Origin of the sequence: Azospirillum sp. TSO35-2, from assembly GCF_003116095.1 — a bacterium.
Taxonomy (GTDB): domain Bacteria; phylum Pseudomonadota; class Alphaproteobacteria; order Azospirillales; family Azospirillaceae; genus Azospirillum.
In genome coordinates, this window is sequence record NZ_LGRA01000021.1 from 2,244,236 (window position 1) to 2,255,764 (window position 11,529).

Annotated in this window: 10 protein-coding genes; 7 read left to right on the forward strand and 3 right to left on the reverse strand. The window is 68.3% G+C overall.

Annotated elements, in window-relative coordinates; genetic code table 11:
* The 3 genes from mmsB to TSO352_RS26245 form a co-directional block, all read right to left on the reverse strand.
* Window positions 1-835 (reverse strand): 3-hydroxyisobutyrate dehydrogenase (gene mmsB, locus TSO352_RS26235; RefSeq protein ID WP_109110884.1); only part of this gene is annotated, 835 nt, incomplete at its 3' end.
* A gap of 39 nt (window positions 836-874) precedes the next feature.
* Complete coding sequence (locus TSO352_RS26240) at window positions 875-2,020, reverse strand: acyl-CoA dehydrogenase family protein (protein ID WP_109110049.1); 1,146 nt, start codon at window positions 2,018-2,020, stop codon at window positions 875-877.
* 80 nt (window positions 2,021-2,100) lie between these two features.
* Window positions 2,101-3,600 carry a CoA-acylating methylmalonate-semialdehyde dehydrogenase gene (locus TSO352_RS26245; protein WP_109110050.1) on the reverse strand — a complete coding sequence of 500 codons (1,500 nt, stop codon included), beginning with the start codon at window positions 3,598-3,600 and terminating at the stop codon, window positions 2,101-2,103.
* A gap of 209 nt (window positions 3,601-3,809) precedes the next feature.
* Between TSO352_RS26245 and TSO352_RS26250 the strand changes: the two genes are divergently transcribed.
* The 7 genes from TSO352_RS26250 to TSO352_RS26280 all read left to right on the forward strand — a co-directional run bounded on the left by TSO352_RS26250 (window position 3,810) and on the right by TSO352_RS26280 (window position 11,479).
* Complete coding sequence (locus TSO352_RS26250; RefSeq protein WP_109110051.1) at window positions 3,810-4,751, forward strand: sugar-binding transcriptional regulator; 942 nt, start codon at window positions 3,810-3,812, stop codon at window positions 4,749-4,751.
* A gap of 146 nt (window positions 4,752-4,897) precedes the next feature.
* The gene (locus TSO352_RS26255; RefSeq protein ID WP_109110052.1) at window positions 4,898-6,205 is read left to right on the forward strand and encodes a sugar ABC transporter substrate-binding protein; all 1,308 of its coding nucleotides are present in this window, start codon (window positions 4,898-4,900) and stop codon (window positions 6,203-6,205) included.
* Between the two features lie 113 nt (window positions 6,206-6,318).
* Entirely contained in the window at window positions 6,319-7,191 is an 873-nt protein-coding gene (locus tag TSO352_RS26260; RefSeq protein ID WP_109110053.1) for a sugar ABC transporter permease, read from the forward strand.
* Window positions 7,192-7,200: 9 nt separating this feature from the next.
* Window positions 7,201-8,031, forward strand: a complete 831-nt coding sequence (locus tag TSO352_RS26265; protein ID WP_109110054.1) for a carbohydrate ABC transporter permease — start codon at window positions 7,201-7,203, stop codon at window positions 8,029-8,031.
* A 124-nt stretch (window positions 8,032-8,155) separates the two neighbouring features.
* Window positions 8,156-9,154 carry an ABC transporter ATP-binding protein gene (locus TSO352_RS26270; RefSeq protein WP_109110055.1) on the forward strand — a complete coding sequence of 333 codons (999 nt, stop codon included), beginning with the start codon at window positions 8,156-8,158 and terminating at the stop codon, window positions 9,152-9,154.
* On the forward strand, window positions 9,154-9,927 hold the full coding sequence (locus TSO352_RS26275) for an L-iditol 2-dehydrogenase (RefSeq protein WP_109110056.1): 774 nt from the start codon (window positions 9,154-9,156) through the stop codon (window positions 9,925-9,927). Before TSO352_RS26270 ends, TSO352_RS26275 begins: the two co-directional genes overlap by 1 nt.
* A 55-nt stretch (window positions 9,928-9,982) precedes the next feature.
* On the forward strand, window positions 9,983-11,479 hold the full coding sequence (locus TSO352_RS26280; RefSeq protein ID WP_109110057.1) for a mannitol dehydrogenase family protein: 1,497 nt from the start codon (window positions 9,983-9,985) through the stop codon (window positions 11,477-11,479).
* Window positions 11,480-11,529: the final 50 nt, after the last annotated feature.

Consider the following 11,529-nt stretch of genomic DNA (forward strand, 5'->3'; position numbering starts at 1 on the left):
CGCCCTGGCCTTGCGCGTTCATCATCGCGTAGAGCTGCGCCGCCGCGGCCCCCAGCGGGGTCGGGGCGCCGGCGCCCTGCGCCGCTTCCTGGGCCAGCTTCAGGTCCTTCAGCATCAGCGCGGCGGCGAAGCCCGGCTGGTAGTCGCGGTTGGCCGGGCTGGCCGGCACCGGGCCGGGCACCGGGCAATAGCTGGTCAGCGACCAGCACTGGCCCGACGAGGTCGACGACACGTCGTACAGCGCCTGGTGCGACAGCCCGAGCTTTTCCGCCAGGACGAAGGCCTCGCAGACACCGATCATCGAGATGCCGAGGATCATGTTGTTGCAGATCTTCGCCGCCTGACCGGCGCCGGCGCCGCCGCAATGGACGATCTTCTTGCCCATCGCCTCCAGGATCGGGCGGGCGCGCTCGAACGCCTCGGCCTCGCCGCCGGCCATGAAGGTCAGCGTGCCGGCCGACGCCCCGCCGACACCGCCCGACACCGGCGCGTCGAGCGACGCCGCGCCCCGCTCCGCCGCCAGCGCGTGCGCCTTGCGGGCGGACTCCACGTCGATGGTGGAACAGTCGATCAGCAGCGCGCCCGGCTTCACCGCCGGAACGATGTCGCCATAGACGCCCAGCACATGTTTGCCGCCCGGCAGCATGGTGATGACCACCTCGGCCGCCGCGGCGACGGCGGCGGGGGAGGGGGCGATGGTGACGCCGGCCGCCGTGGCCGCGTCGATCGCCGCCGGCACCAGATCGAAGCCGTGGACCTGATGCCCGGCCTTCACGAGGTTGGCGGCCATCGGGCCGCCCATGTTGCCGAGACCGATGAAACCGATGACCGCCATGGTCGCGTCTCCCGTTGTTTTGGTTTTTGTGGTTTGCCGTCAGCCCATCCGCCCGATCTCGCTGCGCGAGACGATCAGGCGCATGATCTCGTTGGTGCCTTCCAGGATCTGGTGGACCCGCAGGTCGCGGACGATCTTCTCGACGCCGTAGTCGGCCAGATAGCCGTAGCCGCCGAACAGCTGCAGCGCGTTGTTCGCCACCTCGAAGCCGGTGTCGGTGGCGAAGCGCTTGGCCATGGCGCACAGCCGCGTCGCGTCCTTGTTCTTGGCGTCCAGCGCCGCGGCGGCGCGGTGGACGAAGGTGCGGGCGGCCTCCAGCTCGGTCGCCATGTCGGCGATCCGGAACTGCAGCGCCTGGAAGCGGTCGAGCGTCTGGCCGAACGCCTTGCGCTCCGACATGTAGGTCAGCGCCTTGTCCAGCGCCGCCTGGGCACCGCCGATCGAGCAGGCGGCGATGTTGATGCGGCCGCCGTCCAGCCCCTTCATGGCGAACTTGAAGCCCATCCCCTCGTCACCCAGCAGGGCGGAGGCCGGGACACGGGCGTCCTCCAGGATGACGGCGCGGGTCGGCTGGGCGTTCCAGCCCATCTTGTGCTCGTTGGCGCCGAAGGACAGGCCGGGCGTGTCCTTGGGCACCAGGAAGGCGCTGATGCCGCCGGGGCCGTCCTGGCCGGTGCGGGCCATGACGAGGTAAAGGTCGGAGCTGCCGGCGCCAGAAATGAACTGCTTGGCGCCGTTCAGCACGTAGCCGTCGCCGTCGCGCACGGCCTTGGTGCGCAGGGCGGCCGCGTCGGAACCGGCGTTCGCCTCGGTCAGGCAATAGCTCGCCAGCCATTCCATCCGGCAGAGCTTCGGCAGCCAGTGGGCCTTCTGTTCGTCGTTGCCGAAATTGTCCACCATCCCGGCCACCATGTTGTGGATCGAGATGTAGGAGGCGATGGTCGGGCAGCCCTGGCTCAGCGCCTCGAAGATCACCACGGCGTCGAAGCGCGACAGCGCCGAGCCGCCATGGTCTTCCGACACATAGATGCCGCCCATGCCGAGGTCGCCGGCGGCGCGCAACGTGTCGACGGGGAAATGCTTCGCCTGGTCCCAGGCGACGGCGTTGGGCGCCAACTCGTCGCGGGCGAAGGACAGCGCCATGTCGCGGATGGCGACCTGGTCTTCGGTCAGTTCAAAGGACATGCGTCACCTTCCTCCAAATCACCCTCACCCCCCGACGCGAGCGAAGCGCGCGTCGGGGGGTGAGGGGATATGTTAGCCCATCAATCCATGGTCGGGATGACGAAGCTGGCGCCGTCCTTGACGCCCGAGGGCCAGCGCGAGGTGACGGTCTTGGTCTTGGTGTAGAAGCGCACCGAATCCGGCCCGTGCTGGTTCAGGTCGCCGAAGCCCGAACGCTTCCAGCCGCCGAAGGTGTAGTAGGCGAGCGGAACCGGGATCGGCACGTTGATGCCGACCATGCCGACATCGACGCGGGAGGCGAAGTCGCGGGCGGCGTCGCCGTCGCGGGTGAAGATGGCGACGCCGTTGCCGTACTCGTGGTCGTTCGGCAGGGCCAGCGCCTCTTCGTAAGAGTCGGCACGGACGACGGAGAGCACCGGGCCGAAGATCTCCTCCTTGTAGATGCGCATGTCCGGCTTGACCTCGTCGAACAGGCAGCCGCCCATGTAATAGCCGTTCTCGTAGCCCTGCAGTGTGAAGTCGCGGCCATCGACCGCCAGCTTGGCGCCTTCCTTGACGCCGAGGTCGACGTAGGACTTCACCTTCTCCAGATGCTCACGCGTCACCAGCGGACCGAAATCGGCGCTGCTGTCGGTCGACGGGCCGACCTTCAGGTTTTCCACCCGCGGGATCAGCCGCTCCATCAGGGCGTCGGCGGTCTTCCGGCCGACCGGCACGACGACGGAGATCGCCATGCAGCGCTCGCCCGCCGCGCCATAGCCGGCGCCGATCAGCGCGTCGGTCGCTTGGTCGAGGTCGGCGTCGGGCATCACCAGCGCGTGGTTCTTGGCGCCGCCGAAGCACTGCACGCGCTTGCCGTTGGCGCAGCCGCGGTTGTAGATGTATTCGGCGATCGGGGTGGAGCCGACGAAGCCCACCGCCTTGATGTCGCGGTCGTCCAGGATGGCGTCGACCGCCACCTTGTCGCCGTGGACGACGTTCAGCACGCCCGCCGGCAGGCCGGCTTCCAGCATCAGCTCGGCCAGCTTCAGCGGCACGCCCGGCGTGCGCTCCGACGGCTTGAGGATGAAGGCGTTGCCGCAGGCGATGGCCGGGGCGAACTTCCACATCGGGATCATGGCCGGGAAGTTGAACGGCGTGATGCCGGCGACGACGCCCAGCGGCTGGCGCATCGAATAGATGTCGATGCCGGGGCCGGCGCCGTCGGTGAACTCGCCCTTCAGCAGGTGCGGGATGCCGCAGGCGAACTCCACCACCTCCAGCCCGCGCTGGATGTCGCCCTTGGCGTCGATGATGGTCTTGCCATGCTCCAGCGACAGCAGCAGCGCCAGCTCGTCATAGTCGCGCTGCACGAGGTCGAGGAAGCGCATCAGCACGCGGGCGCGCCGCTGCGGGTTCATGGCGCCCCAACCGCGCTGGGCGGCCTTGGCGTTCTCCACCGCACCGCGCATCTCCTCGGCGCTGGCCAGCGGCACGCGGGCGCGCACCTCGCCGGTCATCGGCGAGAAGACGTCGCTGAAACGGCCCGACGTCCCGGAAACCAGCTTGCCGCCGATCAGGTGCTGAAGTTCGGTGGTCATCCTATTGTCCTCCCACGGGATTGTTTGACACCATGTGGACCCGCGCGGCCCTTTGGGGCGACCCGAAACTTTGCGCATCGGTTGTGCAGGAATGCGGAAGCGGCCGCCGCGCGGCGACGCGGGCCGCCCCACCATGGCCTTGGTTCACCCCGGGAAGATGTTATGCTCGGCGCCACGGACGACCAGGGTCACAGAAGGCGGTAGGGACGATGTCGGCGGGAGGTGGCAAGCTGGACGACGCGGCGCGCGCGGCCTGGCTTTATTACGTGGCGGGAAACACCCAGGACCAGATCGCGCTGAAGCTCGGGGTGTCGCGCCAGTCGGCGCAACGGCTGGTGTCGCTCGCCACCACCGAGGGGCTGGTGAAGGTCCGCATCGACCACCCGATCGCCCGCTGCCTGGACCTCGCCAAACGGCTGCGCGACCGCTTCGGCATCGGCTATTGCGAGGTGACGCCGACCGACCCGGCCTCCACCTCCACCACGCTCGGCGTCGCCCAGGCGGCGGCGGTGGAGATCGAAAAATGGCTGCGGCAGCCCGATCCGGTGGTGATCGCGATGGGCACCGGACGCACGCTGAAGGCGTCCGTCGAACAGTTGCCGCGGATCGACTGCTCCCACCACAAGGTGGTGTCGCTGACCGGCAACGTCGCGCCGGACGGCTCGGCCGCCTATTACAACGTCGTGTTCACCATGGCGGATCTGCTCAACGTCCGCGCCTTTCCCATGCCGCTGCCGGTGCTGTCGTCGTCGCACCAGGAGCGGGAAACCCTGCACGCCCAGGTGATGATCCGCTCCACCCTGGCGCTCGCGGCGCAGGCGCGGGTGACGTTCCTGGGGATCGGCGACCTCGGGCCGGACGCGCCGCTCTACGTCGACGGCTTCATCTCGCGCGGCGATCTGGAGGCGTTGCAGAAGGCCGGCGCGGTCGGCGAGATCGTCGGCTGGGCGTTCGATGCGCAAGGCTGCCTGATCGACGGGCTGACCAACGACCGCGTCGCCAGCGCGGCGATTCCGGCGCGGGAGTCCTCGCTGGTGATCGCGGTCGCCAAGGGTGAGCGCAAATTGGGCAGCATCCGCGCGGCGTTGCGGGGGCACCTGATCAATGGTCTTATCACCGACGAGAAGACGGCGGAAGCGCTGACCAACTAACTGATTTCATTCATAGTTCCTGGAGCGGGTTCCGTTGCGCTGCTGCAGCGCAGCGACGAATCGCCATTGACATCCCGTGCCGGTCGCTGAGTAATTGCCAACAGCGATGGCATTTACTCACGCCCGTCGCACTGGGAGGAAAAACAATGAACCTGAAAACCCTGTGTCTGGGCGTCAGCGCCTTCGTCTCGCTCGCGCTGTCGGCCCATGCGGAAACGCTGACCATCGCCACGGTCAACAACGGCGACATGGTGCGGATGCAACGGCTGACCGACGACTTCAAGGCCAAGCACCCCGACATCGACGTGAAATGGGTCACGCTGGAGGAAAACGCGCTTCGCCAGAAGGTGACCACCGACATCGCGGCGAAGGGCGGCCAGTACGACGTCCTCACCATCGGCACCTACGAGGTTCCGATCTGGGCGAAGAAGGGTTGGCTGGTGGCGCTGGACCATCTCGGCGCCGACTATGACGTCAACGACATCCTGCCGCCGATCCGCAACGGCCTGACCCAGGACGGCAAGCTCTACGCGGCGCCGTTCTACGGCGAAAGCTCGATGGTCATGTACCGCAAGGACCTGATGCAGAAGGCCGGCCTGACGATGCCGGACGCGCCGAGCTGGGACTTCGTCGCCGACGCGGCGCGCAAGATGACCGACAAGGCGAACGGCGTCTACGGCATCTGCCTGCGCGGCAAGGCCGGCTGGGGCGAGAACATGGCGTTCCTGTCGGCGATGGCCAACTCGTTCGGCGCGCGCTGGTTTGATGAAAAATGGCGTGCCCAGTTCGACCAGCCGGAGTGGAAGAAGGCGCTCGGTTTCTACGTCGGCCTGATGAAGGACGCCGGTCCTCCGGGCGCGTCGTCGAACGGCTTCAACGAGAATCTGGCGCTGTTCCAGTCCGGCAAATGCGGGATGTGGATCGACGCCACCGTCGCCGCCTCGTTCGTGTCCAACCCCAAGGAATCGAAGGTCGCCGACAGCGTCGGCTTCGCCCTGGCGCCCGACAACGGGCTCGGCAAGCGCTCCAACTGGCTGTGGGCGTGGTCGCTGGCGATCCCGGCCGGGTCGACCAAGACCGCGGCGGCGGAGACCTTCATCGCCTGGGCGACCGGCAAGCCCTACCTGGATCTGGTGGCGGCGAAGGAGGGCTGGGCCAACGTCCCGCCGGGCACGCGGACGTCGCTCTACGCCAACCCGGAATACGCCAAGCTGCCCTTCGCCAAGATGACGCTGGACTCGATCAACGCCGCCGACCCGCTGCACCCGGCGGTGAAGCCGGTCCCCTATGTCGGCGTCCAGTTCGTGGCGATCCCCGAATTCCAGGGCATCGGCACCGCGGTCGGGCAGCAGTTCTCGGCGGCGCTGGCCGGCAAGACCTCGGTCGACGACGCGCTGGCGAACGCGCAGAAGCTGACCGAGCGCGAGATGGTCAAGGCGGGCTACCACAAGTAGGCGCGGCCCGCTTTGCGCGCTCCCGCCCGTCGATGGACGACGGGCGGGACCCGGCCGGCTGCAAAGACAGACCGGCCCCTTCAAGAATAAAAACAAATCGGAGGAGAGGCCCGATGGCGACCCTGCACACCCGTGCGTCGGCGCGCCTGATGATGGCACCCAGCGTGATCGTACTCTTCGCCTGGATGATCGTGCCGTTGGCGATGACGCTCTATTTCTCCTTTCAGCGCTACAATCTTCTGTCCCCGGACGAGCATGGGTGGACCGGGCTTCTCAACTACACCTATTTCCTCACCGACCCGGCCTTCGGCGACGCGCTGACCAACACGCTGCTGCTGGTCGGCGGCGTGCTGGCGATCACCGTCGTCGGCGGGCTGTGCCTGGCGCTGATGCTCGACCAGCCCTTCTGGGGCCGGGGCATCGTCCGCCTGCTGGTGATCGCGCCGTTCTTCGTCATGCCGACCGTGTCGGCGCTGGTGTGGAAGAACATGCTGATGAATCCGGTCTACGGCGTCTTCGCCTGGATCGCCCGGACGCTGGGGGTCGAGCCGATCGACTGGCTGGCGGACGTCCCGCTGCTGTCGATCATCCTCATCGTCGCTTGGCAATGGCTGCCCTTCGCGACGCTGATCCTGCTGACGGCGCTGCAATCGCTCGACACCGAGCAGCAGGAGGCGGCGGAGATGGACGGGGCCGGCGTCGTCGGCCGCTTCATCCACCTCGTGCTGCCGCATCTGGCCCGGCCGATCACCGTGGTCATCCTGATCGAGACGATCTTCCTGCTGGGGGTCTTCGCCGAAATCCTGGTGACGACCGGCGGCGGACCGGGCACCGCGACCACCAACATCGTCTATCTGGTCTACAGCCAGGCGCTGCTGCAGTTCGACGTCGGCGGGGCGTCGGCCGGCGGGATCGTCGCGGTGGTCCTCGCCAACATCGTCGCCGTCTTCCTGATCCGCCTCATCGGCAAGAACCTGGACCGATAGGAGAGCCCCATGGCCCGCGCCGTAACGACACGCCGGAAAGCCCTGCTTACCGTCATCGGCTGGACGGTCGGCTTCCTGGTGTTCTTCCCGATCCTGTGGACCGTGCTGACCAGCTTCAAGACCGAAGGCGAGGCGATCGCCAACCCGCCGTCCTTCCTGGCCTTCGACTGGACCACCGAGAACTACACCGAGGTGCAGCACCGCTCCGACTACTTCCTGCACATGATGAACTCGGTGGTGATCTCGTTCGGCTCGACCGCGCTCGGCCTGCTGTTCGCGGTGCCGGCGGCCTGGGCGATGGCCTTCGCCCCGGGAAAGCGGACCAAGGACATCCTGATGTGGATGCTGTCCACCAAGATGATGCCGGCGGTGGGCGTCCTGGTGCCGCTCTACATCCTGTTCCGCGACAGCGGCCTGCTCGACACGCGGGTGGGGCTGGTCGGCGTGCTGACGCTGATCGACCTGCCGCTGATCGTCTGGATGCTCTACACCTATTTCCGCGAGATTCCGGGCGAGATCCTGGAGGCGGCCCGGATGGACGGCGCGTCGCTCGGCAAGGAGATCGTCTTCGTCCTGGCGCCGATGGCGGTTCCCGGCATCGCCTCGACCACGCTGCTGAACATCATCCTGTCGTGGAACGAAGCGTTCTGGACGCTCAACCTCACCACCTCCAACGCGGCGCCGCTCACCGCCTTCATCGCGTCCTACTCCAGCCCGGAGGGCCTGTTCTGGGCCAAGCTGTCCGCCGCCTCGACGCTGGCGATCGCGCCCATCCTGGTCCTCGGCTGGTTCTCGCAACGCCAGCTCGTGCGCGGCCTGACCTTCGGCGCGGTCAAATGATACCGGAGCCGGAACGGTCCGGTATCGCCCGCGACGGCGGGCGCGCGCCGGATGGCGCGAAGCCTGCGTGGCGTATGAACGCAGCGGCCCGATCCTGGTCGGGCCGCGTACAAGGATAACGACAATGGGAAGCATTCACTTGGCCAAGGTCACCAAGTCCTTTGGTGAGCTGACCGTCATCCCGTCCCTGGACCTCGTCGTCGAGGATGGTGAGTTCGTCGTCTTCGTCGGCCCGTCCGGCTGCGGCAAATCCACCCTGCTGCGGCTGATCGCTGGGCTGGAGGACGTCTCCTCCGGCCAGATCCTGATCGACGGCGCCGACGTGACGCGCAACGCGCCGGCCCAGCGCGGGCTGGCGATGGTGTTCCAGTCCTACGCGCTGTACCCGCACATGAGCGTCTACAAGAACATCGCCTTCCCCCTGCGGATGGCGGGCATCGACCGGACCGTCATCGACGCCAAGGTGCGCGGCGCGGCGAAGGCGCTGAACCTGACCGACTATCTGGACCGGCGCCCCGGCCAGCTCTCCGGCGGCCAGCGCCAGCGCGTGGCGATCGGCCGGGCCATCGTGCGCGAGCCGGAAGCCTTCCTGTTCGACGAGCCGCTGTCCAACCTCGACGCGGCGCTGCGGGTGGCGATGCGGCTGGAGATCAGCGAACTGCACCACCAGCTGAAAACCACCATGATCTACGTGACCCACGATCAGGTCGAGGCGATGACCATGGCCGACAAGATCGTGGTGCTGAACCGCGGGAGGATCGAGCAGGTCGGCTCGCCGCTCGACCTCTACCGCAAGCCGCGGAACCGCTTCGTCGCCGGCTTCATCGGCTCGCCCAAGATGAACCTGATCGACGGCGCCGAGGCGGCCCGCCACGGCGCCGCGGCCATCGGCGTCCGGCCGGAGCATCTGGCGCTCTCGCTCGACGGCGGCGTGTGGAAGGGCACCGTCCGCGTGTCCGAGCATCTGGGGTCGGACACCTTCCTCCATGTCGACGTCGAGGGCGTCGGGGTCCTGACCGTGCGGGCGGGCGGCGAGTTTCCCGTCCATTACGGCGATCACGTCTGGCTGACGCCGGCACCCGACAAGCTGCACCGGTTCAACGAGCATGGGGAGGCGCTGTGATGGCACGACTGGCCGGAAAGACCGCACTGATCACCGGTGCGGCGCGCGGCATCGGCCGCGCCTTCGCCGAACGCTACACCCAGGAGGGCGCGCGGGTGGCGATCGGCGACCTCAACCTCGCCGGGGCGGAGCAGGCCGCGGCGGCGATCGGCGGCGGCGCCATCGCCGTTCCTCTCGACGTGACGCGGCAGGAGTCGATCGACGCGGCGGTGCGCGAGGTCGAAACGCGGCTTGGCGGCATCGACATCCTGATCAACAACGCCGCCCTGTTCGATCTGGCGCCGATCGCCGACATCACGCGGGAGAGTTTCGACCGGCTGTTCGCCGTCAACGTCGCCGGCACGCTGTTCACCCTGCAGGCGGTCGCCCGCTCGATGATCGCCCGCGGCACCGGCGGCAAGATCATCAACATGGCGAGCCAGGCCGGGCGGCGCGGCGAGCCGCTGGTGGCGGTCTATTGCGCGACCAAGGCGGCGGTCATCAGCCTGACCCAGTCCGCCGGCCTGAACCTGATCGCCCACGGCATCAACGTGAACGCCATCGCCCCCGGCGTCGTCGACGGCGAGCATTGGGACGGCGTCGACGCGCTGTTCGCCCGCTACGAGAACCGCCCGCTGGGCGAGAAGAAGCGGCTGGTCGCCGAATCCGTCCCCTTCGGGCGGATGGGCACCGCGCAGGATCTGACCGGAATGGCGGTGTTCCTGGCGTCGGACGAGGCCGACTACATCGTCGCGCAGACCTACAACGTCGACGGCGGCAACTGGATGAGCTGACGGTCCTGCGCTGCGACGCGACCGGATGCGACCCAACAGGGGACGGATTGGACCCATGACGACCAAACTCTCTCTCAGCACGCTCGACGCCATCGCCGCGGCCGGCGCGGCGGCGGTGCCGTCCTACGCGCGCTCCGCGCTGTCGGCCGGGATCGTCCATTTCGGCGTCGGCAATTTCCACCGCGCCCACCAGGCGGTCTATCTCGATGCGCTGTTCGACACCGGCCAGGACCTCGACTGGGCCATCGCCGGCGCCGGGGTGCTGCCGTCGGACGAGGCGATGCGGCGGACGCTGGCGGCCCAGGATTTCCTGACCACGGTGGTGGAGCAGGAGGCCGACGCCAGCACCGCGCGCGTCATCGGGCCGATGACCGAGTTCCTGCCGCCGGGCGACGCCGTGGCGACGATCGCCCGGCTGGCCGACCCGGCCATCCGCATCGTCTCGCTGACCATCACGGAAGGCGGCTACTTCATCGACCCGGCGACCGGCCTGTTCAACCCGGCCCACCCCGACATCGCCGCCGACGGCGCGCGGCCGCAGGAGCCGAAGACGGTGTTCGGCCTGATCGCCGCCGGGCTGGCCCGCCGGAAGGCCGCCGGCATCCCGCCCTTCACCGTGATGTCCTGCGACAACATCCCCCACAACGGCGTCGTCACCCGCAACGCCGTGGTCGGCGTCGCCCGGCTCGGCGACCCGGCGCTGGCCGACTGGATCGAGGCCGAGGTCGCCTTTCCCAACGGCATGGTCGACCGCATCACCCCGGCCACCACCGACCGCGAACGGCGCCTGCTCGCCGACAGTTTCGCCATCGAGGACGCATGGCCGGTGTTCTGCGAGGGCTTCAAGCAATGGGTGCTGGAGGACCATTTCCCGGCCGGCCGGCCGGCGCTGGAGCGGGTCGGGGTGCGGTTCGTCCCCGACGTGTCGCCCTACGAGCACATGAAGATCCGCATCCTCAACGGCGGCCACGCGACGATCGCCTATCCCGCCGGCCTGCTCGGCATCCATTTCGTCCATGAGGCGATGGCACACCCGCTGGTCCGCGCCTTCCTCGACAAGGTGGAGCGCGAGGAGATCATCCCGGTGCTGCCGCCGGTGCCGGACACCGACCTCGTCGACTACTACCACCTGATCGAGCGCCGCTTCGCCAACCCCAAGATCGGCGACACCGTGCGCCGGCTCTGCCTCGACGGCTCCAACCGGCAGCCGAAATTCATCATCCCGTCGATCGCCGACCGGCTGGCGGCGGGGGCAGGGGCAGGGGCGGGGGTTGGCGGGCTGGCCCTGGAATCGGCGCTGTGGTGCCGCTATTGCTTCGGCACCACCGACGCGGGGCAGGACATCGAGCCGAACGATCCCAACTGGGACCGCCTCCAGGCGCAGGCGCGGCTGGCCAAGGACGACCCGGCGGCCTGGCTGGCGATGGCGGACATCTATGGCGAGGTCGGCACGGCGGAGCCCTTCCGCCAGGCGTTCGCCAATGCCCTGCGGTCGCTGTGGTCGGTCGGCTGCGAAGAGACGCTGCGGCGGTATTTGGCCGGGACGCTGTGAAGGGAAGGGGAGGTCATGGGGAAGGGGGCGGGAATGGGGGCGGGCACGCA

What these genes read in the sequence shown, in the direction of transcription:
- TSO352_RS26240 (WP_109110049.1), bottom strand. Translation starts at nt 2,020, where the DNA reads ATGTCCTTTGAACTGACCGAAGACCAGGTCGCCATCCGCGACATGGCG.
- TSO352_RS26245 (WP_109110050.1), bottom strand. Translation starts at nt 3,600, where the DNA reads ATGACCACCGAACTTCAGCACCTGATCGGCGGCAAGCTGGTTTCCGGG.
- TSO352_RS26250 (WP_109110051.1), top strand. Translation starts at nt 3,810, where the DNA reads ATGTCGGCGGGAGGTGGCAAGCTGGACGACGCGGCGCGCGCGGCCTGG.
- TSO352_RS26255 (WP_109110052.1), top strand. Translation starts at nt 4,898, where the DNA reads ATGAACCTGAAAACCCTGTGTCTGGGCGTCAGCGCCTTCGTCTCGCTC.
- TSO352_RS26260 (WP_109110053.1), top strand. Translation starts at nt 6,319, where the DNA reads ATGGCGACCCTGCACACCCGTGCGTCGGCGCGCCTGATGATGGCACCC.
- TSO352_RS26265 (WP_109110054.1), top strand. Translation starts at nt 7,201, where the DNA reads ATGGCCCGCGCCGTAACGACACGCCGGAAAGCCCTGCTTACCGTCATC.
- TSO352_RS26270 (WP_109110055.1), top strand. Translation starts at nt 8,156, where the DNA reads ATGGGAAGCATTCACTTGGCCAAGGTCACCAAGTCCTTTGGTGAGCTG.
- TSO352_RS26275 (WP_109110056.1), top strand. Translation starts at nt 9,154, where the DNA reads ATGGCACGACTGGCCGGAAAGACCGCACTGATCACCGGTGCGGCGCGC.
- TSO352_RS26280 (WP_109110057.1), top strand. Translation starts at nt 9,983, where the DNA reads ATGACGACCAAACTCTCTCTCAGCACGCTCGACGCCATCGCCGCGGCC.